Annotated in this window: 21 protein-coding genes; 11 read left to right on the top strand and 10 right to left on the bottom strand. The window is 59.7% G+C overall.

Annotation, left to right across the window (positions count from 1 at the left end; genetic code table 11):
• Positions 1-167 precede the first annotated feature (167 nt).
• The 6 genes from ASC74_RS02775 to yccS all read left to right on the top strand — a co-directional run bounded on the left by ASC74_RS02775 (position 168) and on the right by yccS (position 9,921).
• Positions 168-1,610, top strand: coding sequence for a TldD/PmbA family protein (locus tag ASC74_RS02775; protein ID WP_056739049.1), 1,443 nt, complete (start codon positions 168-170; stop codon positions 1,608-1,610).
• On the top strand, positions 1,610-2,947 hold the full coding sequence (locus tag ASC74_RS02770; RefSeq protein ID WP_056739047.1) for a TldD/PmbA family protein: 1,338 nt from the start codon (positions 1,610-1,612) through the stop codon (positions 2,945-2,947). Before ASC74_RS02775 ends, ASC74_RS02770 begins: the two co-directional genes overlap by 1 nt.
• Positions 2,948-3,136: 189 nt before the next feature.
• A complete protein-coding gene (mdtD, locus tag ASC74_RS02765) occupies positions 3,137-4,564 on the top strand; it encodes a multidrug transporter subunit MdtD (RefSeq protein WP_056739045.1) in 1,428 nt (475 codons plus the stop codon).
• A gap of 230 nt (positions 4,565-4,794) precedes the next feature.
• A complete protein-coding gene (gene dbpA / locus ASC74_RS02760; protein WP_236713221.1) occupies positions 4,795-6,132 on the top strand; it encodes an ATP-dependent RNA helicase DbpA in 1,338 nt (445 codons plus the stop codon).
• Positions 6,133-6,290: 158 nt separating this feature from the next.
• Entirely contained in the window at positions 6,291-7,469 is a 1,179-nt protein-coding gene (locus ASC74_RS02755) for an NAD(P)/FAD-dependent oxidoreductase (protein WP_056739043.1), read from the top strand.
• Between the two features lie 268 nt (positions 7,470-7,737).
• On the top strand, positions 7,738-9,921 hold the full coding sequence (gene yccS / locus ASC74_RS02750; RefSeq protein WP_056739042.1) for a YccS family putative transporter: 2,184 nt from the start codon (positions 7,738-7,740) through the stop codon (positions 9,919-9,921).
• A gap of 143 nt (positions 9,922-10,064) precedes the next feature.
• Here the strand turns inward: yccS and ASC74_RS02745 are convergent, their stop codons facing one another.
• A complete protein-coding gene (locus ASC74_RS02745) occupies positions 10,065-10,802 on the bottom strand; it encodes a substrate-binding periplasmic protein (protein WP_056739040.1) in 738 nt (245 codons plus the stop codon).
• A gap of 257 nt (positions 10,803-11,059) precedes the next feature.
• Here ASC74_RS02745 and ASC74_RS02740 point away from each other — a divergent pair, with 257 nt between their 5' ends.
• Positions 11,060-11,512 (top strand): GNAT family N-acetyltransferase, encoded by a 453-nt coding sequence (locus ASC74_RS02740; RefSeq protein WP_046045281.1) that lies wholly within the window; start codon positions 11,060-11,062, stop codon positions 11,510-11,512.
• Positions 11,513-11,620: 108 nt separating this feature from the next.
• On the opposite strand, the gene ASC74_RS02735 is transcribed toward ASC74_RS02740, so the two are convergent.
• From ASC74_RS02735 to ASC74_RS02725, 3 genes are read right to left on the bottom strand one after another with little or no spacing between them, the layout of a single operon-like run.
• A complete protein-coding gene (locus ASC74_RS02735) occupies positions 11,621-11,917 on the bottom strand; it encodes a winged helix-turn-helix domain-containing protein (protein ID WP_008151963.1) in 297 nt (98 codons plus the stop codon).
• Between the two features lie 31 nt (positions 11,918-11,948).
• Entirely contained in the window at positions 11,949-12,440 is a 492-nt protein-coding gene (locus ASC74_RS02730) for a M48 metallopeptidase family protein (RefSeq protein ID WP_033060381.1), read from the bottom strand.
• 45 nt (positions 12,441-12,485) lie between these two features.
• The gene (locus tag ASC74_RS02725) at positions 12,486-14,609 is read right to left on the bottom strand and encodes a putative bifunctional diguanylate cyclase/phosphodiesterase (protein ID WP_056739038.1); all 2,124 of its coding nucleotides are present in this window, start codon (positions 14,607-14,609) and stop codon (positions 12,486-12,488) included.
• A gap of 323 nt (positions 14,610-14,932) precedes the next feature.
• On the opposite strand from ASC74_RS02725, the gene ASC74_RS02720 reads away from it, so the two are divergent.
• Entirely contained in the window at positions 14,933-15,601 is a 669-nt protein-coding gene (locus tag ASC74_RS02720; protein WP_056739033.1) for a polysaccharide lyase family 7 protein, read from the top strand.
• 500 nt (positions 15,602-16,101) lie between these two features.
• On the top strand, positions 16,102-16,395 hold the full coding sequence (locus tag ASC74_RS02715; RefSeq protein WP_056739031.1) for a hypothetical protein: 294 nt from the start codon (positions 16,102-16,104) through the stop codon (positions 16,393-16,395).
• A 166-nt stretch (positions 16,396-16,561) separates the two neighbouring features.
• Here the strand turns inward: ASC74_RS02715 and fba are convergent, their stop codons facing one another.
• The 6 genes from fba to tkt form a co-directional block, all read right to left on the bottom strand.
• The gene (gene fba / locus ASC74_RS02710) at positions 16,562-17,626 is read right to left on the bottom strand and encodes a class II fructose-bisphosphate aldolase (protein ID WP_046045276.1); all 1,065 of its coding nucleotides are present in this window, start codon (positions 17,624-17,626) and stop codon (positions 16,562-16,564) included.
• Between the two features lie 280 nt (positions 17,627-17,906).
• Positions 17,907-18,239 carry an MliC family protein gene (locus tag ASC74_RS02705; RefSeq protein ID WP_008151977.1) on the bottom strand — a complete coding sequence of 111 codons (333 nt, stop codon included), beginning with the start codon at positions 18,237-18,239 and terminating at the stop codon, positions 17,907-17,909.
• Positions 18,240-18,295: 56 nt separating this feature from the next.
• Complete coding sequence (locus tag ASC74_RS02700; protein WP_046045274.1) at positions 18,296-18,517, bottom strand: hypothetical protein; 222 nt, start codon at positions 18,515-18,517, stop codon at positions 18,296-18,298.
• Between the two features lie 34 nt (positions 18,518-18,551).
• Complete coding sequence (locus ASC74_RS02695) at positions 18,552-19,715, bottom strand: phosphoglycerate kinase (RefSeq protein WP_033060390.1); 1,164 nt, start codon at positions 19,713-19,715, stop codon at positions 18,552-18,554.
• A 12-nt stretch (positions 19,716-19,727) separates the two neighbouring features.
• On the bottom strand, positions 19,728-20,780 hold the full coding sequence (epd, locus tag ASC74_RS02690; protein WP_056739030.1) for an erythrose-4-phosphate dehydrogenase: 1,053 nt from the start codon (positions 20,778-20,780) through the stop codon (positions 19,728-19,730).
• 165 nt (positions 20,781-20,945) lie between these two features.
• Complete coding sequence (gene tkt, locus ASC74_RS02685; protein ID WP_056739027.1) at positions 20,946-22,943, bottom strand: transketolase; 1,998 nt, start codon at positions 22,941-22,943, stop codon at positions 20,946-20,948.
• A 273-nt stretch (positions 22,944-23,216) separates the two neighbouring features.
• Here tkt and ASC74_RS02680 point away from each other — a divergent pair, with 273 nt between their 5' ends.
• Both ASC74_RS02680 and metK read left to right on the top strand, forming a co-directional pair.
• Positions 23,217-24,212, top strand: coding sequence for an ArsR/SmtB family transcription factor (locus ASC74_RS02680; RefSeq protein WP_056739026.1), 996 nt, complete (start codon positions 23,217-23,219; stop codon positions 24,210-24,212).
• Positions 24,213-24,230: 18 nt separating this feature from the next.
• Complete coding sequence (gene metK / locus ASC74_RS02675) at positions 24,231-25,421, top strand: methionine adenosyltransferase (protein WP_056739024.1); 1,191 nt, start codon at positions 24,231-24,233, stop codon at positions 25,419-25,421.
• Positions 25,422-25,451: the final 30 nt, after the last annotated feature.

Here is a 25,451-nt window from a genome sequence, read left to right as displayed (position 1 = left end):
GGCCCGACTAAACAACAAACATACTCCTGACACTCCCCGGTAATCCCTTCCTACACCGCTCCGCGCTTGATCCTACCCCCCACGCAGGCCTAATCTAGCGCCACGCAAACGTTTCACCCCCCTCGCAACATCGATACACCGCCACTCCATACCAAGGAGGTTCCCGAATGTTCGATTTCCATCCCCAGCTCAAGCAGCGCTTCGCTGCCTTGCGCACGGGCGCTGAATTCTTTTCGCTGCGTTATGTGCGCGAGTCCGGCCAGTACCTGTCGGTGCGCAAGAATGTCGCCGAACCTCCGAGCCTGAGCCGTGACGAAGGCGCGATGCTGACCGTTCGGGTCAACGGCGTCGAAGCCTACGCCGCGACCAACGACCTGTCTCAGTCCGGCCTGCAAGCCGCGTTGGAGCGAGCCGAGCAGCAAGCCCGCCGACTCAAGCCCCACGCCCTGCTCGACCTGCGCGAGCAAGCCGTCTCCAGCGACCGCGCCGACTACTTTTCGCCGAACCTGGACCAGCCCTTCCCATCCCTGAGCGATTGCTACCAACTGCTCGGCGCCGAATCCGCGTCCGTCCCCAAGGACGAGCGACTGGTGAACTGGCAGGTGAGCATCGGCATCACTAACGTCGAGCAGATCTACCTCAACAGCGCCGGCGCCGAACTGCGCCAGGCCCAGCGTTTCGTCTACCCGAGCGTGGACGTCACCGCCTACGACGGCAATGACAGCCAGACCCGCACCCTGGGCCGCGAAAATTTCGGCCAACAAGGCGGCTTTGATGTGATCAGCCGTTGCGGCCTGGTCGGTGCTGGCCCGAAAATCGCCGATCAGGCGCTGCAATTGCTGCTGGCGCCGAACACCCCGAAAGGCCCGCGTGACCTGCTGTTGATGCCGGACCAGATGATGCTGCAGATCCACGAATCCATCGGCCATCCGCTGGAACTGGACCGCATCCTCGGTGATGAGCGCAATTACGCCGGCACCAGTTTCGTCAAGGCAGAAGACTTCGGCAGCCTGCAATACGGCTCCAAACTGCTCAACGTGACCTTCGACCCGGACATTCCCGAGCAGCTAGCCAGCTATGGCCATGACGACGACGGTACTGCCGCGAGCAAACAATTCCTGATTAAAGAAGGCTTGCTGCTGCGCCCATTGGGCGGTGCGCTATCGCAATTCCGTGCCGGCATGGATGGCGTCGCCAACAGCCGCGCCTGCAGCTGGAACCGTCCGCCGATCGATCGCATGGCCAACCTGAACATCGAGGCCGGCGATCAACCGCTGGAGCAGATGATCGGCAACATCGAGCACGGCATCTTGATGAGCACCAACCGCTCGTGGTCCATCGACGATGCCCGCAACAAGTTCCAGTTCGGCTGTGAGTGGGGCCAACTGATCGAAAACGGCGAACTCAAAGGCGTGGTCAAGAACCCGAACTACCGGGCAATTTCCGCGCAGTTCTGGAAAAGCCTCAGCGCCGTTGGCGATGCCAACTCCGTCAAGGTCCTGGGCACACCGAACTGCGGCAAGGGCGAACCTAATCAGGTGATCCGTGTCGGCCATGCGTCGCCGGCCTGTGTGTTCAGCAACGTTGATGTGTTTGGGGGAGATGCCTGATGAGTACTTCAAAAAGTCAGGCCGATGCGTTCAAGGCCTTGGTCAATTGGCTGCGCGACGCGATTCGCGAGCCGGAGCAATTCACTCTAAGTTACGCCGCCGAATCCTCGGCCTTCGTGCGCTTCAACCACGCCAAGGTTCGTCAGGCCGGACAGGTACAGCAGGCGAGCGTTGGTTTCAAACTGATCAACGAGGGGCGCCACGCCGACCTGAACCTCACGCTGTCGGGTGATGCCGCAGTCGATGTGCAGCGTCTGGCCGAAGGTCTGCAACAGTTGCGCGAAACCTTGCCGCTGCTGCCGCAGGATCCGTACCTGCTGCTCAACCACAACGGTTGGCAGAGCAAGAATGTTCAAGATCACCCGCTGCCGGACACCGAGCAGGTGGTCGCTGAAATCACCCAGGCCGCCGAAGGGCTGGACCTGGTCGGTTTCTACGCCGCCGGCCCGATCAGTCGTGGTTTCGCCAGCTCTTCGGGTGCGTTCGGCTGGCATCAGGCCAACAGCTTCAACTTTGATTTCAGTCTGGTCCATGAAAACGGCCAAGCGGTGAAAGCCAGTTACGCCGGGCACGACTGGAACAGCGAAGGGTTTGCCAAGCGCTTTGCGCAGGCACGCGAGCAGTTGGCGTTTCTCGGCAGACCGCAACACACCCTGGCGCCGGGTCAGTACCGCGCCTATCTGGCGCCGGCAGCCCTGGGAGAAATCATGGACATGCTGGGCTGGGGCGGTTTCTCGGCGCAGTCGATTGCCAGCAAAAACAGTCCGCTGCAGAAGCTTTACGCGGGCGACAGTGCGCTCAGCCCGTTGGTGTCGGTCGATGAAAAGGTCAGCGGTTCGTTGAGCCCGGCATTCTCCGGCGAAGGTTATCCGCGCAGCGATCTGGGGCTGATCGTCAACGGCAAGGCTGGCGCGCAGATGGTCAGTTCACGCAGTGCGGCCGAGTACGGCCTGACTGCCAACGGCGCCAGCGGTGGTGAAATGCCGAGCGCAGTGGACATGGCGGCCGGTACGTTGCCTGATGCAGAGATTCTCAAGCAACTGGGCACGGGCTTGTACATCAGCAACCTGTGGTACCTGAACTACTCCGATCAGCCGGCGGCACGCCTGACCGGCATGACGCGGTTTGCGACCTTCTGGGTCGAGAACGGCGAGATTCAGGCGCCGGTGAGTACGATGCGGTTTGATGACAGTGCGTACAGTTTGCTGGGTTCGCAGCTGGAAGCGTTGACCCAGGAGCGGGAGCTGATGTTGTCGGCCAGCACCTACAGCCAGCGGGCCACCGCTTCGGCATTGTTGCCGGGGGCGCTGGTCAGCAAACTCACGTTAACGCTGTAAACACTTTGTAGCAGCTGGCGAAGCCTGCGTTCGAGGACGCAGTCCTCGCCAAACCGGCAACCGAGTTACTTCTGTAGGAGCGCGTACGCTGAACTCGCGAGGACTTCGTCCTCGAACGCAGGCTTCGCCAGCTGCTACAGGATTTCATCGACTTGCGGACTGCTTCATCTCACACCCACAAGAGGTCCCATGCCCAACCGCCCGCCTCTCGACGCTGTCACCGCCCGCTGGGTGCCGTGGGTCGTCGCCATCGCGTTCTTCATGCAATCCCTCGACGGGACCATCCTCAACACCGCCCTGCCCGCCATGGCCCGTGACTTGGCCGAAGACCCGTTGCGCATGCAGGGCGTGATCATCGCCTACATGCTCACCGTCGCCTTGCTGATCCCTGCCTCGGGCTGGATCGCCGACCGTTTCGGTACCAAGAAAATCTTCTTCAGCGCGATCCTGCTGTTCAGCCTCGGCTCGTTGCTCTGCGCACTGTCGAGCACCCTGAGCCTGTTGATTGGCGCACGGGTGATTCAGGGCCTGGGCGGTGCGCTGATGTTGCCGGTCGGACGGTTGGTGGTGCTGCGCGCCTACCCTCGCTCGGATCTGGTGCGAATCATGGGCTTCATCACCATTCCCGGATTGCTCGGTCCGTTGATCGGCCCGACCATGGGCGGCTGGATGGTGGAATACCTGACCTGGCACTGGATCTTCCTGATCAACCTGCCGGTGGGCGCCGTCGGTTGTTACGCGGTGTGGAGATTTATCCCCGACCTGCGCGGCACCGAACGCACCCGCTTCGATAGCCTGGGGTTTTTACTGTTCGGCGCGGCGATGGTGCTGATCACCATCGCCATGGAAGGCCTCGGCGAACTGCACCTGCCGCACTTGCGCGTGATGCTGCTGCTGTTCGCCGGCATGGCCTGTCTGGCGGCGTACTGGTTGCGGGCCGGGCACATCGAAAATCCTCTGTTCGCACCATCGTTGTTCAAGACCCGGACGTTTGCCGTGGGCATCCTCGGCAACCTGTTCGCCCGACTGGGCAGCGGCGCCCTGCCATTCCTCGTGCCGTTGCTGTTGCAAGTGGCGCTGGGTTATTCGCCGTCCCAGGCCGGGATGAGCATGCTGCCGCTGGCGGCGGCAGCGATGGTCGCCAAGTCGGTGGCGCGACCGCTGATCGAACGTTTGGGCTATCGCATCGTGCTGACCGGCAATACCTTGGCGCTGGGGTTGATGTTGGCGAGCATGGGCCTGGTCAGCGAGCAAACGCCGTACTGGCTGCTGTTGGTGATGCTATCGATTCTGGGGGCGATCAACTCCTTGCAGTTCACCGCAATGAACACCGTAACCCTGATCGACCTCGACGATGCCAGCGCCAGCAGCGGCAACAGCTTGCTGTCGGTGGTCGCGCAATTGTCCCTGAGCCTTGGCGTTGCCTGTGCCGGCGCCTTGCTTGGCGGCTTCACGGCGGAGATCGGCAATGACGGCGTGGACACGGTTTTGGGCGCGTTCCAGCTGACCTTTGTAACGGTCGGAATCATGGCGATGCTGGCCGCAACGATCTTTTCTCAGCTTTCACCAAAGGATGGCCGACGGATGGTCAGCCGCGAGCACGATATAGAGCACTGATTTGTAGCAGCTGCCGAGGCACGAGGCTGCGTTGCGTGTCCGCAGGACCGCCCCCGGGGGCCGCTTCGCAGCCCAACGCAGCCTCGTGCCTCGACAGCTGCTACGACTATTCGTCCAGAATTTGCAGGTAGAGAGAGCGAGGCTGGTACACTGCGCGACATTTTGTTTTGCAGGCCAGTCCCGTGACCACCATCGCCACCGCTTTTAATACTTTGCCGCTGTCCGCCGCCATGCTGGCTAACCTCGACTCTTTGGGTTATGCCGAGATGACGCCGATCCAGGCGCAAAGCTTGCCGGTGATCCTCAAGGGGATGGACCTGATCGCCCAGGCCAAGACCGGCAGCGGCAAGACCGCCGCCTTCGGTATCGGCCTGCTGAACCCGATCAATCCGCGCTTCTTCGGTTGCCAGGCGCTGGTCATTTGCCCGACGCGTGAGCTGGCCGACCAGGTCGCCAAGGAACTCCGTCGTCTGGCCCGCGCCGAAGACAACATCAAGATTCTGACCTTGTGTGGCGGCGTGTCCTTCGGCCCGCAGATCGGCTCTCTGGAGCATGGCGCGCACATCATCGTCGGCACCCCGGGCCGCCTTCAGCAGCACCTGCGCAAGGGTTCGCTGATTCTCCATGGCCTGAACACGCTGATCCTCGACGAAGCCGACCGCATGCTCGACATGGGTTTCTACGATTCCATCGAAGAAATCATTGCCCAGTGCCCGGAGCGTCGCCAGACCCTGCTGTTCTCCGCCACGTACCCGACGGGCATCAAGCAGTTGGCTGCGAAGTTCATGCGCAACCCTCAGATCGTGAAGGCCGAGGCGTTCCACGACGACACGCAGATCGAGCAGCGCTTCTACGAGATTTCCCCGGAAGAGCGCATGGACGCCGTGGTCAAAGTCCTCGCGCATCATCGTCCGGCCTCCTGTGTCGCCTTCTGCTTCACCAAGCAGCAGGTTCAGGAAACCGTCGACCACCTGTCCTCCAAAGGCATCTCCGCCGTCGGCCTGCATGGCGATCTGGAACAGCGTGACCGTGATCAGGTACTGGCCATGTTCGCCAACCGCAGCACCTCGGTGCTGGTTGCTACCGACGTCGCCGCGCGTGGTCTGGACATCGATGCGCTGGACATGGTGATCAACGTCGAACTGGCCCGTGATTCGGAAATCCACATCCACCGTGTTGGCCGTACCGGTCGCGCCGGTGAGAAAGGGATTGCAATCAGCCTGGTCGCACCGTCCGAAGCGCACCGCGCCCAAGCCATCGAGCTACTGCAGAAGTCGCCGTTGAGCTGGGATCAGCTGGACAACCTCAAATCCCAGGGCGGCGCACCGCTGCTGCCGGTGATGAGTACGCTGGTCATCGGCGCTGGCCGTAAAGACAAGGTGCGTCCGGGCGACATTCTGGGCGCACTGACGGGCGATGCCGGTATTCCGGGCGCTCAGGTTGGCAAGATCGCGATTTTCGATTTCCAGGCTTATGTGGCTGTGGAACGCGGAATCGCCAAGCAAGCCTTGCAGCGCCTGAACGACGGCAAGATCAAAGGCCGTTCGTTGCGCGTGCGTATCCTGTAAGAGATCTTCTGGCTGACAGAGATCAAATGGGGAGCGGGCTTGCTCGCGAAGGCGGACTGACAGACAACATCCATGTTGAATGTGCTGGCCCCTTCGCGAGCAAGCCCGCTCCCACATTGGTTTGTCGGTGAATTTGAAATTTGTATGAGGACACCGTTTTGCGCTCTACCGAAGTCGTGATCATTGGCGCTGGCGCCGCAGGTTTGATGTGTGCGCTGACCGCCGCCGGGCGCGGGCGCAAGGTGATGTTGCTCGACCATGCGAACAAGGCCGGCAAGAAAATCCTGATGTCGGGCGGTGGCCGCTGTAATTTCACCAACATGTACACCGAACCGAGCAATTTCCTCTCGCAGAACGAACACTTCTGTAAATCCGCCCTGGCCCGCTACACCCAGTGGGATTTCATCGGCATGGTCGCCAAACACGGCGTGCCATACCACGAGAAAAAACTCGGCCAGTTGTTCTGCGATAACAAATCCAGCGACATCCTTGAAATGCTGCTCAACGAGTGCGATCAGGTCGGCGTCAGCCTGCACCTCGACACCTCGATCCAGCACATCGAGAAAATGGAGAGCGGCTACCTGCTGCAAACCACCCTCGATCAGATCACCTGCGAATCCCTGGTCATCGCCACTGGCGGCTTGTCGATCCCGACGCTGGGTGCGACCGGTTTCGGTTATCAGGTGGCCAAGCAGTTCGGCCACGACTTGCTGCCGACCCGCGCCGGGCTGGTGCCGTTCACCATCACCGATCAGCTCAAGGAGCTTTGTACCGAACTGTCCGGTACGTCGGTGGATTGCCTGGTGAGCTGCAACGACCAGAGTTTCCGCGAGAACATCCTGTTTACCCACCGAGGCCTCAGTGGTCCGGCGATTTTGCAGATTTCATCGTTCTGGGAATCCGGCGACACGGTTGAGATCAATCTGATGCCGGACCATGACGTACCGACCTGGCTGCAACAGCAGCAAGCCGAACGCCCGAACAGCGAGCTGAAAACCCTGCTGGGGGAAATCTTCACCAAGAAGATGGCCAACCTGCTGGCGGATAACTGGTTCGTCTCCAAACCGATGAAGCAGTACACCCACGCAGAAATTGCCGACATCGCCGAAAAACTGGCGAGCTGGAACGTGGTTCCGGCCGGCACTGAAGGCTATCGCACCGCTGAAGTGACATTGGGCGGCGTCGATACCAACGAGGTGTCGTCCAAGACCATGGAATCACTGAAAAGCCCCGGCCTGTATTTCATTGGTGAAGTGCTCGACGTGACCGGGCATCTGGGCGGTTTCAACTTCCAGTGGGCCTGGGCCTCCGGCTACGCCGCCGCGCAATACGTCTGACCAACACAAATCAAAATGTGGGAGCGGGCTTGCTCGCGAAGGCGGCTTTACAGTCAACATCAATGTTGAATGTGCCGGCCTCTTCGCGAGCAAGCCCGCTCCCACAGGTTTTTTGGCTGGCCACAAAGATGTGATCAGCACAGCCCCACATGGGTTACGTGTTGATCTTTAAGGAACAGATTTTGCTGTCAGATGTGATCGGCGCCATTGCGTCGGCGTCATTACTGGCTCAATTTAGCGTCATTGCCTCGGAAGGCCCTCGCACTTCATGTCATCGACCCCCTTTAGTCAGTCTCTGCGTCGCCTCTGGGCGCTGGATAAATTCAGCTACAGCGTGCGGGTATTCATCGCCCTGACCGGCAGCATGGTGCTGTGTTGGTACAAGGATGAAATGGGGCTGCTGATCCCGCTGTTCCTCGGGATCATCGCCAGCGCCCTGGCCGAGACCGACGACAGTTGGCAAGGCCGCCTTAACGCACTGGCCGTGACGCTGGTGTGCTTCAGCGTCGCCGCCCTTTCCGTCGAGTTGCTCTTCCCCTATCCCGTCGTCTTTGTCATCGCCCTGGCCCTGGCCAGTTTCGGCCTGACCATGCTCGGCGCCTTGGGTGAACGCTATGGCGCGATTGCCTCGGCGACGTTGATTCTGTCGGTCTACACCATGATCGGCGTGGACCAGCGCGGCGGTGCAGTCACCGATTTCTGGCACGAGCCGGTGCTGCTGGTGGCCGGTGCGGCCTGGTACGGTTTGCTCTCGGTGCTGTGGCAGGCGATGTTTTCCAATCAGCCGGTGCAGCAAAGCCTGGCGCGGTTGTTCCGAGAGCTGGGTTACTACCTGAAGCTGAAATCGTCGCTGTTCGAGCCGATCCGGCAGATGGACGTGGAAGCGCGTCGACTGGAACTGGCGCAGCAAAACGGTCGTGTCGTGGCGGCGCTGAACGCCGCCAAGGAAATCATCCTGCACCGGGTCGGCAATGGTCGACCGGGCTCGAAACTCAGCCGTTACCTGAAGCTGTACTTCCTCGCTCAGGACATCCACGAGCGCGCCAGTTCCTCGCACTACCCTTACAACGCCCTGGCAGATGCCTTCTTTCACAGCGATGTGATGTTCCGCTGCCAGCGCTTGCTGCGCCAGCAAGGCAAGGCCTGCCGGGCGCTGGCCGAGTCGATCCAGATGCGCCAGCCGTTCATCTATGACGCGAGCTTCGCCGAAGCCCTGAGCGACCTGCACGCCTCCCTCGAGCACCTGCGCATTCAGAGCAACCCGGCGTGGCGCGGACTGTTGCGTTCGTTGCGGGCACTGGCGGCCAACCTCGGCACGCTCGATCGTTTGCTCAGCGATGCCAGCAACCCCGATGCCTTGGCCGATGCCACCGACAGCAGCCTGCTCGACCGTTCGCCCCGTAGCCTCAAAGATGTGTGGATTCGGTTACGCACGCAGCTGACACCGACGTCATTACTGTTCCGTCACGCACTGCGTTTGCCCCTCGCCTTGAGCATCGGCTACGGGATGGTGCATTTGATCCACCCGTCTCAGGGTTACTGGATCATCCTCACCACACTGTTTGTCTGCCAGCCGAACTACGGCGCCACCCGGCGCAAACTCGGCCAGCGGATCATCGGCACCGCCATCGGCCTGACCGTGGCCTGGGCGCTGTTCGATCTGTTTCCGAATCCCTTGGTCCAGTCATGCTTTGCGATCGCTGCCGGGGTGGTGTTCTTTATCAACCGCACCACCCGCTACACCTTGGCGACGGCCGCGATCACCTTGATGGTGCTCTTCTGCTTCAACCAGGTCGGGGATGGTTACGGGCTGTTCCTGCCGCGGCTGTTCGATACCTTGCTCGGCAGCCTGATCGCCGGGCTGGCGGTGTTCCTGTTCCTGCCGGACTGGCAGGGCCGACGCCTGAACAAAGTGCTGGCCAACACCCTCACGTGCAACAGCATTTACCTGCGCCAGATCATGCAGCAATACGCCGCCGGCAAAAGCGACGACCTGGCGTATCGCCTGGCCCGACGCAATGCGCACAACGCCGACGCGGCACTGTCGACGACGCTCGCCAACATGCTGATGGAACCGGGGCATTTCCGTAAGGAAGCGGATGTCGGGTTCCGCTTCCTGGTGCTGTCGCACACCTTGCTCAGTTATTTGTCCGGACTGGGCGCACACCGGGAAACCCAGCTACCGCCCGACGTGCGCGAGCATTTGATCGACGGCGCCGGCGTGAAACTGGCTGCCAGCATCGATGAAATTGCCCAAGGCTTGTCGAGCAAACTGCCGATTGCGATTCAAAGCGATGAGGAAGAAGCATTGGCCAATACGCTTGAACAGATGCCGGACGAAATCGATGAAGGCCAACGGCTGGTGCAGACACAGTTGGCGTTGATCTGCCGTCAGCTTGGGCCATTGCGGACGTTGGCAGCGCATTTGATCAAAGATACGAGCGAGGATTGAGATCTGCGGTGGCTGGGCGGGCCTCTTCGCGAGCAAGCCCGCTCCCACATTAGATCTCTGTCGTACACAAAATTTGTACCCACTGCAGATCTACTGTGGGAGCGGGCTTGCTCGCGAAGGGGCCATCAGCCACACCACAAAACTCACAGTCCGTGCTGTTCCATCAACCGCTGATAACTCCCATCCACTTTCATTGCCGCGATCTCGCGGTCGAAACCGGCGACGATCTGTTCATGCCTGGGGTTCTTCAGGCTGACCAGGATGTGCAGGCTGTTCTCGCTCAATGCCTTGGGCAAAAACTCCACGGCATTGCGCACCTTGGATGATTCCCGAGCCAGGTAGTAACGCGCGACGTATTCGTCTTCCAGCGTCAACTTGACCCGGTCGGCGATGACCATGCGCACCGCCATGGAGAAGCTGTGCACCGGGACTTTCTGCAGTGACACGTCGTCATCGAACTCCGGCGAATAGGCGTAACCGCGCACCACCGCTATCGGGTAGGTATGCAGTTGTTGCAGGTTGTTGTATTCGATCGGTGTGTCTTTGCGCTTGAGAAAGCGCACCCGATTGAGCAGGTATTCGCCGGAAAACTGGCCAAGCTTCGTACGATCGTCGGTGTACCAGGCGTTGACCAACACGTCGTATCGACCCTCGCCAACCCCCAGCAAGGCGCGCGCCCAAGGCACTTGTTCAAAGTCACTGGCATAACCGGCCCGGGCCAGTGCTGTGCTGACGATGTCCGTGGCCAGCCCACCGTTGACCAGCGTGGAGTCGGTAAAGGGCGGCCAGGCATCGGCTACCAATCGCAGCTTTTCCGCTGTCGCGCTTTGAGTCAGCAACAGCAATCCAATCAAAGCAAAGGCTCGATGCAATCGCGGCATGCTAGAAAATCCTTAGCGGGCGGGACGCCCGACGTGTTTTCAGCCAAAACTCCAAGGCCCCCGTACTGCCAAACCCAGGTACTGACATTAGCTCATCGAAGCCACTGCACAGCGCTTCATCCCAGATTACACAAACAAGACAAGACCGCGCGAAATGAATGATGGCATTTTGGCCTTTGTCACAGATTTCTCTGCCATAAAGACATCTTTCGCCTGGGCGCTTAGTATCGGAGTGACGATGTTCAAGGAGTGTGAAGATGACAATCGATTGGGTCTGCAAACACCACAGCGATCTGGGCAAAGAACAGCTGTACGCCATTCTGCAGTTACGTGCAGAGGTGTTTGTCGTTGAGCAGAAATGCGTCTATCAGGACGTCGACGGCCAGGATCTGGAAGGTGACACCTGCCATTTAATGGCGTGGGACGGGGATCGGCTGGTGGCGTACCTGCGGTTGCTCGACCCGGAGTTACAGGGTGGCGACGTGGTCATCGGGCGGGTGATCATTGCCCCTCAAGCGCGCGGTACAGGGCTTGGGCATGAGTTGATGGCACAGGCGTTGAAACAGGCTGAAAAGCGCTGGCCTGAAGTACCGATCTATCTCTCGGCCCAGGCGCATTTGCAGGGGTATTACGGGCGGTACGGGTTTGTGGTGGCGGGCGAGGAATTTCTCGAGGATGACATTCCGCATATCGGGATGCGCCGTCCCTGAGGGCCCCTTCGCGAGCAAGCCCGCTCCCACATTTGATCCGCGGCGTATACAAATCCAATGTGGGAGCGGGCTTGCTCGCGAAGGCGTCAGCTGCCGCACCACAGGCGTTCAGGGATACTCAAGCACCGCTTTGATCTGCCGAAGATTGCGCTCGATCCACCCCCGGTCAATCGCCCCCCACTCGCGAATCCGATAGCGCCCGGCATGATTGCGCGCACCTTCTTCCTGCTGGAACTCGCAAACAATGTCCAGATCCGCCAACGCTGCGATGGTGTCCTGAGCCGTGCGCCGGGGCATGCCGGTCACTTCGGTCAGCGCCGGGACGCTACTGGCCAACCCGCTATCAATCAGGTACGCCACGTACAACCGACGATAGAAGCTGCTCTTGGTCTTGCTTACATCCATCTAAACACTCCCGGTTGCGATATTTTGATCTCTATTGCATATCCCGCCACGTCAGGTACACCCGCACATCGAACTCCACCTGGTGATACCCCGGCAACATGTGTTCGCAAAGCTTGTAGAACGCCTTGTTGTGATCCGACTCTTTGAAATGCGCCAGTTCATGCACCACGATCATTTTCAGAAACTCGGCTGGCGCCTCCTTGAACAATGAAGCAACACGAATTTCTTTCTTGGCCTTGAGCTTACCGCCCTGCACCCGGGATATCGCGGTGTGCAATCCGAGGGCGCGGTGGGTCAGGTCGAGGCGGTTGTCGAACAACACCTTATCGATGGCCGGGGCGTTACGCAGGTATTCCTGCTTGAGGTCCAGCGTATAGGTGTACAACGCCTTGTCGCTCTGCACCCGGTGTTTTTCCGGGTAACGCTGGCTCAGGTAGTCGCCCAGCCGACCGTCGGCGATCAGCTGGCGCACTTGGTCCTGCAGTGCTGCAGGATAGGCCTGGAGGTATTTCAACGCGGTCATTGGGGCGGCAACACGATTCACGAAAAGGTCGCCAGTGTAGCGAATTCAGCCGGTCAGCGTGTTCCAGTCAAACGGCTGCACAAAGTCGCCGACGTCCTCGGCCATCATCGGCCGTGCGACCAGAAACCCTTGCACGTACTCGCAACCATTGGCTTGCAGCCACCGATATTGCGCAACGGTTTCCACCCCCTCGGCAATCACCAGCATCCCGTACTCCTTGCACAGCTCGATCACATTGCGCACTAGCGCCGCATCGCGTGAGGACTCCAGTAGCCGGGCAATCAAATGCCGGTCGAACTTGAGCGTGTCCAACTCCAGATCCCGCAGATGAGACAGCGAACACGGCCCGCAACCAAAGTCATCCAGGGCCACTCGCACCCCCAGATTACGCAGCAGGCGCAGCTGTTTACGGGTTTCCTCGGGGTTTTGCATCAAGGCCTCTTCTGTGACCTCGACTTCCAGATGGCGCGCCTGCAAACCATGGCGCTCCAGCACCTGGCGCAACTCAGTGACCAGATTGGGCATGCCGAACTGCGTGCTGCTCAAACTGACGCCCAGCACCAAATCGTCGGCAAACACGGTTTCCCAGGCTTTTCGCTGGCTCGCCCCTTGTTGATAGATCCAGCTGCCCAGGTGACTGATCAACCGCGCCTCTTCCAGCAATGGCAAAAACAGCCCCGGTGGTACATCGCCGACGCTCGGGTGCTGCCAGCGGATCAGCGCTTCGAACCCGCGAATCTGCCCGCTGGCAATGGCCACCTGAGGTTGATACACCAAATTGAAATCACGGTTCTCGATCGCCGCGCGCACACTTTCTTCGAGCATCAACCGCGAGCGCGCCCGGCCGTTCATTTCGTGATCGTAGAAGCGATATTGCTGACGGCCGGCGCGCTTGGCTTCGTACATGGCGATGTCAGATGCGCGCAACAAACCGTCAAGATTGGAACCGCAATCCGGGTACGTCGCGATGCCGATGCTGGCGCCCAACGCGATATCCAGACCATCGATCTGCTGACAGATCGACACCCGCTCAATCAGCTTCTCGGCGATTTTTGCCGCTTGCTCGGGGAACTCCAGATCCAGCAACGCGGTGAACTCATCACCGCCCATGCGCGCCAGAATGTCGAAGGGCCGCAAACAGGCCTTCAACTGCTCGGACACCCAACGCAGCACCCGGTCGCCGGCATCGTGACCGAGGGAATCGTTGACCCGTTTGAAGCCATCGAGGTCCAGATACAGCAGCACCCAGGCGCTATCGGAGCGGTCGCCACGCAGCAGCAGGTTTTCCGCCGTCTGGTAAAAGCCGCGACGATTGAGCAGCCCGGTCAATGGGTCAGTGACGGCCTGAAACTCCAGTTGCTGATGCAGATGGCGCACCACCGACATGTCCAGCACCGTCACCACCATCGCATGTTGTTCGCTGGGCAACGGTGCGCAGGACAGCGCCACGGGCACCTGTTGACCGGGCGCCGTACGCAGCAATGCATCGTGCAGGCGCAGGGTTTCGCCGCGTTTGTAACCGGCTAACAGCTCGGAGTCAGCCCAGATCGGGATGTGCGGATTTTGCAGGAAATCCAGGAATTCTTTGCCTTGCAGGTCTTGCACCGTGGCATTGAGCAGCCGCGACATCGCCGGATTGGCAAAGCGGATCAGACCGTCCTCACCGACCACCAGGATGCCTTCGGCGGCATTGTCGAGCACCGAGGCATTAAACGCGCGCGCGACCTCCAGATCGTGGCTCAGGCGCTGTAACGCACGGCGATTGCGCTGATGCTCGAGCAGCGCCTGGACTTTGGGCTTGAGAATTTGCGGGTCGAACGGTTTGAACAGGTAATCCACCGCACCACTGGCATAGCCCTTGATCACGGCGTCCTGAGACTGTTCGTTGGCGGTAAGGAAAATGATCGGCGTGAGGCGGGTTCGCTGGCTTCCGCGCATCAGGCGTGCCACTTCAAAACCGTCCATGCCCGGCATCTGCACATCCAGCAGCACCAGGTCGACATCGTGTTCGAGTAACAGACTGAGCGCCTCGAAGCCCGAGGCGGCGGTCATGACCTGCCAGTCCTGGCGCTGCAACAACGCGCGCATGCTGATCAGGTTTTCAGGGTAATCATCAACGATTAAAAGAATTGAGTTGCCTTCAGCTGGCGTGGGTTGCGCGCATTCCATGCTGCTTCTCTTATGCGGGACGTCAGGCCGGTTTCTCGTGAAAACCGGACAAATACTAAGCCTTCACTCTAGACCGGGTTCCGCAAAAGCAGAAGCTATCAGTACGCCATCATTTAACCAAAGCGTCCATTTGCCGACTAACGGTCAGCGCCACAGCCCCCTAAAACCGGGAAAGATGGCCTTTTAACAGGATTTTGACGTCACCCGTTTGTCATTTACGCATTAACAAATTGAACTTCTGCGATTATAAGGATTGCCCCCAAGGCGCGTGCCAGAGCTTCTGGAACGTGCGTGCAGCAAAAAATCCGTGGAAGCTTTTGTCTATGATCGATCTCGCAACCTGGAACCTCAGCGTTCCCGTCGGCAATCCGCCGTACACCGTTGAAACGTCAAAACTGGTGGATGGCTTCAAGGATCAATACTTCCACTCCGACACCGGCACCTTGTTTTTCTGGGCCCCGGTCACCGGCTCCAAAACTGAAAACGCAAAGTATGCCCGCACCGAACTTCGCGAAACCTACAGCAATGGCACCCTGAAAAACTGGCTCTACCCGGACGCCGACAATACCCTGCGAGCCACCTTGGCGGTGAACCAGGTACCGAGCTCGGGCAAGATCGTCATCGGCCAGATCCACGCCTATGAAAGCCAGAAACCCATGGTGAAACTCGAGTATCAGTACTCGACCAGCACGCAGTCGGGCAACATCGTCGCCAAGGTTCGTATGCACCCTGATGACGATAGCGCGCGGATAATCACCATTGCTACCGGGGTGAAACTGGATCGGGAGTTTTCCTACCTCATCCACCTGAGCCCGCGCGGCGCGCTGGGCATCAGTGCGGCGGGCTACCAGTGGGACACCGACATCAGCAAGACCTGGAGCGTCAAACCGCTGTACTTCAAGGCCGGGGTGTATGTGCAGGACCACACCGGGTACACCAGCGAAGGCGGGAAAGTGACGTTCAGCAAGCTGGATATTGATCACGATAAATAACGTTCCGCGTCCCAACCCTCCCAAGAACAACTCGATCTCTGTAGCAGCTGCCGAGCCTGCGAGGCTGCGTCCGAGGACGAAGTCCTCGCAAGCCCGCAGAACCCGGTCTAACCGAATAAATGCGTTGTCTGATTTACGACTGCTACGCAGCCGAACGCAGCCTCGCAAGCTCGACAGCTGCTACAAACCCCAGCATCCGAAAACCTCGTAGGACCACTCCGACCGCGGCGAGGGAGCTTGCTCCCGCTGGACAGCGAAGCAGCCCCAAACCCTCCCCCCCAATTTCCTCAGACACACCGCAGTGCCCGGTTCTATTGCCGCTACGCCACCGAACGAGACCAAACAGTCTCGCCAGTTGACCGGGACGGCGCCCTACAGCCCGGTTGCGGTCACCCGAATCGCTGCCTAAAGTTGACCTGTCGCTGACATCGTTGGCGACAGGGTTTCGCAGCCCTTACGGTACGAGTAACTCTCCTTTTAGGTACAAGGAAGATTTACTTATGACAATGAACAATCCGCCCCGCCGCTTCACCCCCATGTCCCAATTCGCCACCGACTACCCCGTCCTGCTCATTGACAGCGACGCCCCGCTACGCGAACTCCACAACTGCGTCAGCGAACGCCTCAACGCCGTCCTCAAATATCTGAACCTCACGGCCTGCACCAGCCTGCCGGACTATGCCGAGAACGACATCAACACCGTCACCAACATCGCCCGGATCATGATTCAGGATGTGAGCGATGTGTTTCGGGTGATTGAGCAACGTGGGTTTGACGAGAAATCGAACCGCTAAAATAAGATGGATGTCACCCATATCGGACTTTTCTGCCTCGATCCTTAAAAATGTCCGTTATAGGTGACATTGATTCGCCGAGCATTAGCTGCGCCGCGTAAAAATCTCCGACCATAAAAAACCCGCCTCTCGGCGGGTTTTTTAATGCGATTCAAACACCAAAGGCTTAGTTAACCTTAGCGTTCAACTCACCCTTCAAATAACGCTGATACATCGCTTCCAACGAGATCGGCTTGATCTTCGAAGCATTACCCGCCGTACCAAACGCTTCATAACGTGCGATACACACATCACGCATCGCAGTCACGGTCGCGCCAAAGAATTTACGCGGATCAAACTCGCTCGGGTTGGTGGCCATCAGGCGACGCATCGCACCGGTGGACGCCAGGCGCAGGTCGGTGTCGATGTTGACCTTGCGCACGCCGTGCTTGATGCCTTCGACGATTTCTTCAACCGGTACGCCGTAGGTTTCTTTGATGTCGCCGCCGTACTGGTTGATGATCGCCAGCCAGTCTTGCGGAACCGAAGACGAACCGTGCATCACCAGGTGGGTGTTCGGGATGCGTTTGTGGATTTCTTTGATGCGGTCGATGGCCAGCACGTCGCCGGTAGGCGGCTTGGTGAACTTGTACGCGCCGTGGCTGGTGCCGATGGCGATGGCCAGGGCGTCGACCTGAGTGCGTTTGACGAAGTCAGCGGCTTCTTCCGGGTCGGTCAGCATTTGGCTGTGATCCAGAACGCCTTCGGCGCCGATACCGTCTTCTTCACCGGCCATGCCGGTTTCCAGCGAACCCAGGCAGCCCAGCTCGCCTTCTACCGATACGCCGCAGGCGTGAGCCAGGGCTACAGTTTGTTGGGTGACGCGGATGTTGTAGTCGTAGTCGGTCGGGGTCTTGCCGTCTTCGCCCAGGGAACCGTCCATCATCACCGAGCTGAAGCCCAGTTGGATGGAGCGCTGGCAGACGTCAGGGCTGGTGCCGTGGTCCTGGTGCATGCACACCGGGATGTGCGGGAATTCTTCGATTGCCGCCAGGATCAGGTGACGCAGGAACGGTGCGCCGGCGTATTTGCGAGCACCGGCCGAAGCCTGGACGATCACCGGGGAGTCAGTCTTGTCAGCGGCTTCCATGATGGCGCGCATCTGCTCAAGGTTGTTGACGTTGAAGGCTGGAACGCCGTAGCCGAACTCGGCTGCGTGGTCCAGCATCTGGCGCATGCTGATAAGTGCCATTGTGTGTGTATCTCCCGGTTGAGGGTCGTTAATCGTGCCAGCCTGCCGTAGCGGCGGCGGCTATTCAAGTTATTGCAGATCGGGGGTCAGCCCGGCCTGCCAATTCGGTGTTGCCTCAATCTGATGTACCTACACAGATCCACTGTGGGAGCGGGCTTGCTCGCGAATGCGGTTCAACATTCAGCACTGATGCAAGCTGACCCACCGCTTTCGCGAGCAAGCCCGCTCCCACATTTGGATCTGCTTCCACATTGGATCTGTGGTGTATCAATTTCGTGTCTTACTGCGCTTTACAACCGCGGCCGATCAAATCATTGGTGGCGACCCAGTACACCAGGCCTTCCTCACCTTTTATGTGAAACGCCAGCATGTCGTTGCTGTACAGCGAACCTTCGGCGCCCGGCTCATGCTTCAAGCGGTAGACCTGATCGGCACCGCCCAGGCGAACGTCGACTTCCTTGCGGCTTTCGTCGGTGTAGCGCCAGAGCACTTTGGCCTGACTGTCGCAGGTCCAGGTGGTCCAGCTGTCCGTCGATTCGGCAGGCTTGAACAGGTTCAAATTAGCGCAACCTGCCAGCAGAGCCAGCGCCGTAACGGCGATAAAACCTTTCATCCATGTTCCTCGACTGACGGCGCACGCCGCCAGCCCTGAGTAAAGTGTCAGACCTTTCAAGGGCAACCATGTTCCTTGGCCGGGGTCTGTGTCTCGTATTTGTCCAGGCCATCAGGCCCGGAACGCTTGTTGATCACCGGATTGGTTTCGGCCTGCCAGTCGGCCTGGTAGCAGCCTTTGTCCTGTTCAGGCGTCTCGGGTACCTTCGGAGCTTTCGGGTTACTCCCGCAAGCTGCCAGCGACCCCGCGATAATCAACAGCGCTAATGTTTTGACCATCTGAACACTCCTTTGCCTGGTCAAATGGGCGGCCTCAGGCCTTGGCCCGGCTTTCCAGGACTTCAACGGCCGGCAGCACCTTGCCTTCGACGAACTCGAGGAACGCGCCGCCACCGGTAGAAATGTAGGAGATCTGATCGGCAACGCCATATTTATCGATGGCGGCCAGGGTGTCGCCGCCGCCCGCGATGGAGAATGCCGAGCTTTCGGCGATGGCCTGGGCCAGCACTTTGGTGCCGTTACCGAACTGGTCGAATTCGAACACGCCCACCGGGCCGTTCCACAGGATGGTCTTGGACGACTTCAGCAGCTCGGCGAAATTCGCCGCGGTCTGTGGGCCGATGTCCAGAATCATGTCGTCTGCGGCCACATCAGCGATCAGCTTGACGGTAGCGGTGGCGCTTTCAGCGAATTCCTTGGCAACCACGACATCGACCGGCAGCGGCACGCTGACCTTGGCGGCGATGGCGCGAGCGGTGTCCAGCAGGTCCGGCTCGTACAGGGACTTGCCGACCGGGTGACCGGCAGCCGCCAGGAAGGTGTTGGCAATGCCGCCGCCGACGATCAGCTGGTTGCAGATCTGGCTCAGGCTGTTCAGCACGTCGAGTTTGGTCGAGACCTTGGAGCCGGCAACAATGGCAGCCATTGGCTGAGCCGGGGCGCCCAGGGCTTTGCCCAGTGCGTCCAGTTCGGCGGCCAGCAACGGGCCAGCGGCCGCGACTTTGGCGAACTTGGCCACGCCATGGGTCGAACCCTCGGCGCGGTGAGCGGTGCCGAAGGCGTCCATCACGAACACGTCGCACAGGGCGGCGTATTGCTGGGCCAGTTCGTCAGCGTTCTTTTTCTCGCCTTTGTTGAAGCGCACGTTTTCGAACAGCACGATGTCACCGGCCTTCACGTCAACGCCGCCCAGGTAATCGGCCACCAGCGGCACTTCACGCCCCAGAGCCTTGCTCAGGTAGTCAGCGACTGGCTTGAGGCTGTTCTCAGCCGAGAACTCGCCTTCGGTCGGACGGCCAAGGTGCGAGCAGACCATCACGGCCGCGCCTTTTTCCAGGGCCAGCTTGATGGTCGGCAGCGAGGCCAGGATTCGCGCATCGCTGGTGACAACACCGTCCTTGACTGGGACGTTGAGGTCTTCGCGGATCAGTACGCGCTTACCTTGCAGATCGAGGTCGGTCATCTTCAACACGGTCATGGGTCGCATTTCCTACTGTTTTGGAGAGGCAGCTGTTTGCAGATAGTGTTCTGCAACGTCCAGCATTCGATTGGCAAAACCCCATTCGTTGTCGAACCAGGCCAGGATGTTCACCAGCCGTGGGCCGGAAACTCGGGTCTGACTGGCATCGACGATGGCCGAATGTGGGTCATGGTTGAAATCACAACTGGCGTGAGGCAACTCGGTGTAGGCCAGAAGGCCTTTGAGCGGGCCAGCAGTGGCGGCCTCGCGCAAAATCCGGTTGACCTCGGTGGCGTCGGTATCGCTCACGGTCTGCATCGTAATGTCGAGGCAAGACACGTTAACCGTCGGCACCCGCACGGCTTTGGCCTGAATTCTCCCGGCAAGTTCCGGTAACAGGCGTTCGATGCCACGCGCCAGACCAGTGGACACCGGAATCACTGACTGAAACGCCGAACGGGTGCGGCGCAAGTCTTCGTGATGATAGGCGTCGATCACCGGCTGATCGTTCATCGCCGAGTGAATGGTGGTGATCGACACGTATTCCAGACCAATGGCCTGATCCAGCAGGCGCAACAGCGGCACGCCGCAGTTGGTGGTGCAGGACGCGTTGGACACCAGCAACTCATCACCGGTCAGGCAATCCTGGTTCACGCCGTAGACGATGGTGGCGTCGACATCCGCCTCGCTGGCCATCGGCTGGGAAAACAACACACGCGGCGCGCCGGCATCCAAGAAACGCTGGCCGTCTTCACGAGTGTGGTAAGCGCCGGAGCACTCCAGCACCAGATCGACGCCCAACGACGCCCAATCGATGCCTTCGGGGGTGGCACTGCGCAGGACCTTCACGCAGTCGCCATTAATATGCAGACAATCGCCGTCGACCTTCACTTCCCCGGGAAAACGCCCGTGAGTGGAGTCGAAGCGTGTCAGGTATTCGATGCTGGCCATGTCAGCCAGATCGTTGATCGCAACAATTTCAAACCCGGCCTTATCGCCTCGCTCAAACAACGCACGCAAGACGCAACGACCAATCCGGCCGTAGCCGTTGAGTGCAACTTTGTAAGGACGCGGTTGAGGCATGGGGTTCTCGATTACCGTGGTGAAACCGTTAGTGCAGTGTTGGTCGGACCGACGCCTTCGCGAGCAAGTCGAATCGTCGCACCGCCGCTCCCACAGGAGAATGCATTCCAATGTGGGAGCGGGCTTGCTCGCGAAAGCGGCAGTCCAGACAAAGCAACTTCTGGATCAGTCTTCCAGCAGCTCTTCAGCCTGACCCAGGATGTTTTCCAGGGTGAAGCCGAACTCTTCGAACAAGGCAGGCGCAGGCGCCGACTCGCCGTAGGTGGTCATGCCGATCACGCGGCCTTCCAGGCCCACGTACTTGTACCAATAGTCCGCATGAGCAGCTTCGATCGCGATACGGGCGCTGACTTGCAACGGCAGAACCGCTTGCTTGTAGCCGGCATCCTGAGCATCGAACACGCTGGTGCAAGGCATCGAAACTACACGCACCTTGCGACCCTGTTCGGTCAGCTTGTCGTAGGCCTGAACCGCCAGACCGACTTCGGAACCGGTAGAGATCAGGATCAGCTCAGGCTCGCCGTCGCAATCCTTCAACACGTAACCGCCACGGGCGATGTCGGCGATCTGGAACGCATTGCGGGTTTGGTGCTGCAGGTTCTGACGCGAGAAGATCAGCGCCGAAGGGCCGTCCTTGCGTTCCAGGGCCATTTTCCAGCACACCGCCGATTCAACGGCATCGGCTGGGCGCCAGGTGTCGAGGTTCGGCGTGCTGCGCAAGCTGGTCAGTTGCTCGATCGGCTGGTGAGTCGGACCGTCTTCGCCCAGACCGATGGAGTCGTGGGTGTAGACGAACACGACACGCTGCTTCATCAGCGAGGCCATGCGCACTGCGTTGCGGGCGTATTCCATGAACATCAGGAAGGTCGCGCCGTAAGGCACCAGACCGCCGTGCAGGGTCACGCCGTTCATGATCGCGCTCATGCCGAACTCGCGAACGCCGTAGTACATGTAGTTGCCGCTGGCGTCTTCAGCCGTAACACCTTTGCAACCTTTCCACAGGGTCAGGTTGGAACCGGCCAGGTCAGCGGAGCCGCCCAGCAGTTCAGGCAGCAGCGGGCCGTAGGCATTCAATGCGTTCTGGCTGGCTTTACGGCTGGCGATGGTTTCGCCTTTGGCGGCGACTTCAGCAATGTAAGCCGAGGCTTTTTCAGCGAAGTCTTCCGGCAGTTCGCCGCTCAGACGACGAATCAGCTCGTTGGCCAACTCAGGGAAGGCAGCAGAGTAAGCCGCGAAACGCTGATCCCATTCGGCTTCGGCCGCGCGACCGGTTTCCTTGGCGTCCCATTCGGCATAGATGTCGGCCGGGATTTCGAACGGACCGTGGTTCCATTTCAGCGCAGCACGGGTCAGAGCGATTTCCGCGTCACCCAGTGGGGCGCCGTGGCAGTCTTCCTTGCCTTGCTTGTTCGGCGAACCGAAACCGATGGTGGTCTTGCAGCAGATCAGGGTTGGCCGATCGCTTTTGCGCGCAGTTTCGATCGCGATCTTGATCTCTTCAGGATCGTGACCGTCGACGTTGCGGATCACCAGCCAGTTATAGGCTTCGAAACGCTTAGGCGTGTCGTCGGTGAACCAGCCTTCGACTTCGCCGTCGATGGAGATGCCGTTGTCGTCGTAGAAGGCGATCAGTTTGCTCAGGCCCAAAGTACCGGCCAGGGAGCCGACTTCGTGGGAAATGCCTTCCATCATGCAGCCATCACCCAAGAACACGTAGGTGTGGTGGTCGACAACATTGTGGCCCGGACGGTTGAACTGCGCCGCCAGGACTTTTTCTGCGAGGGCAAAACCAACGGCGTTGGCCAGGCCTTGGCCCAATGGACCGGTGGTGGTTTCAACGCCCGGGGTGTAGCCGAATTCCGGGTGACCCGGAGTGCGGCTGTGCAGCTGGCGGAAGTTCTTCAGGTCATCGATCGACAGATCGTAGCCGGTCAGGTGCAGCAGCGAGTAGATCAACATCGAGCCGTGACCGTTGGACAGCACGAAGCGGTCACGGTCGGCGAACGATGGATTGCTCGGGTTGTGCTTCAGGTAGTCACGCCAAAGTACTTCGGCGATATCCGCCATACCCATAGGGGCACCGGGATGGCCGCTGTTGGCTTTTTGCACGGCATCCATGCTGAGGGCACGAATGGCGTTGGCACGCTCACGACGGCTGGGCATCGCTGTTCTCCTGCGGATATTGAATCGAGAGTGAATAAAACGAAACGGAAAAAAGGCGAGCATTTTCCCTCACCCACCCGCCTCGGGGCAATGACAGATAGTCATCTGAAGGCGTTTTTCCGGTGGATAAAGTCGCATTCGCCTGGTGAAACCTTTCCGCTGACGATTTGTAGAGTGACCCTTTCCCCGAGAAGTGCCATCTATCGAGCAATATCAAAACTTTTTGATATTGCTCTTGCGGTGTTTTCTGACCGTCACTAGACTGCTGGCCTTATGAATTTACGTGTGCCTTCCATTCGACATGACGATTGCGATGAGCTGGCGGCCCTGTGCAAGGCCGGCGGTGATCCTCTGCGGCTGAATGTATTGCGCGCGCTGGCCAACGATTCGTTTGGCGTACTGGAGCTGGCGCAGATCTTTGGCATCGGCCAGTCCGGCATGAGTCATCACCTCAAGGTATTGGCCCAGGCGGACCTGGTGGCGACGCGCCGTGAAGGCAACGCGATTTTCTACCGTCGCGCCCTGCCCCACACCGACCTGCTGGGTGGCAAGCTGCATGCCGCGCTACTGGAAGAAGTGGACAACCTGACCCTGCCTGCCGAGGTGCAGTCGCGGATCGCTCAGGTCCATGGGCAACGAGCGGCGGCCAGCCAGGACTTTTTCTCACGGGTCGCGGAGAAGTTTCGCGCCCAGCAAGACTTGATCGCCGGCCTGCCGCAATACCGCGAAAGCGTGGTGGCATTGCTCGACAAGCTGAGTTTCAGCGAAGGCGCCACGGCCATCGAAGTCGGCCCCGGCGACGGCGCTTTTCTGCCGGAACTGGCGCGCCGCTTCACCCAGGTCACGGCGCTGGACAATAGCCCGGCGATGCTCGAACTGGCGCGTCAGGTTTGCGAACGTGAAACGCTGGCTAACGTCAGCCTGCAATTGGCCGATGCATTGAACGGTGTCCGCCTCAAGGCTGACTGCGTTGTACTGAACATGGTGCTGCACCATTTCGCCGCGCCGGCCGAAGCACTCAAGCACATGGCCGACTTGCTGCAACCGGGCGGTAGCCTGCTCGTGACAGAGTTATGTAGCCACAACCAGAGTTGGGCCAGGGAGGCCTGCGGTGATCTCTGGTTGGGGTTTGAACAGGACGATTTGGCCCGTTGGGCCACCGCTGCGGGACTCGTTCCCGGGGAAAGCCTCTATGTAGGCTTACGTAATGGTTTCCAGATCCAGGTCCGCCATTTTCAGCGACCGGCTGGCGACACTCACCATCGGTAAATTCAGGAAAAAATCGAGATGAGCGAATACTCCCTCTTCACCTCCGAGTCCGTGTCCGAAGGGCATCCGGACAAAATCGCCGACCAGATTTCCGATGCGGTGCTGGACGCCATCATTGCTGAAGACAAATTCGCCCGTGTAGCGGTCGAGACCCTGGTAAAAACCGGCGTGGCAATCATCGCAGGTGAAGTCACCACGTCGGCCTGGGTCGACCTGGAAGAGATCGTGCGTAACGTCATTCTGGACATCGGCTACAACAGCTCCGATGTCGGCTTCGACGGCGCCACTTGCGGCGTGATGAACATCATTGGCAAGCAGTCCCCTGACATCAACCAGGGTGTCGACCGTGCCAAGCCTGAAGATCAGGGTGCCGGCGACCAGGGCCTGATGTTCGGCTACGCCAGCAACGAAACCGACGTGCTGATGCCCGCACCGATCACCTTCTCGCACCAGCTGGTTCAGCGCCAGGCCGAAGCCCGTAAATCCGGCCTGCTGCCTTGGCTGCGCCCGGACGCCAAGTCGCAAGTGACTTGCCGTTACGAAGGCGGCAAGGTTGTCGGTATCGACGCCGTTGTACTGTCGACCCAGCACAACCCTGACGTGTCCTACAAAGACCTGCGCGAAGGCGTGATGGAGCTGATCGTCAAGCACGTACTGCCTGCCGAGCTGCTGTCCAAAGACACCCAGTTCCACATCAACCCGACTGGCCAGTTCATCATCGGTGGCCCGGTTGGCGACTGTGGCCTGACCGGTCGCAAGATCATCGTCGACAGCTACGGCGGCATGGCCCGTCACGGCGGCGGCGCGTTCTCCGGTAAAGATCCATCGAAGGTTGACCGTTCGGCGGCCTACGCGGGTCGCTACGTGGCGAAGAACATCGTGGCAGCCGGCCTGGCCGAGCGTTGCGAGATTCAGGTTTCCTACGCGATTGGTGTTGCTCAGCCGACTTCGATCTCGTTGAACACCTTCGGCACCGGCAAGATCAGCGACGACAAAATCGTCAAACTGGTTCGCGAAGTGTTCGACCTGCGTCCATACGCAATCACCACCATGCTTGACCTGCTGCACCCGATGTACCAGGAAACCGCTGCGTACGGCCACTTCGGTCGCACCCCGACTACCAAGACTGTGGGCGAAGACACTTTTACCACCTTCACCTGGGAAAAGACCGACCGCGCCGATTCCTTGCGCGCTGCTGCCGGCCTGTAAGACTTCCCCGGCGGTACCAAAAGCCCCGCA

The sequence above is a fragment of the Pseudomonas sp. Root329 genome, assembly GCF_001424925.1.
GTDB classification, from domain to species: Bacteria; Pseudomonadota; Gammaproteobacteria; order Pseudomonadales; family Pseudomonadaceae; genus Aquipseudomonas; species Aquipseudomonas arabinosi.
The sequence above is the reverse complement of the archived record's forward strand: the minus strand, read 5'-3'. Positions and strand labels throughout refer to the sequence as shown.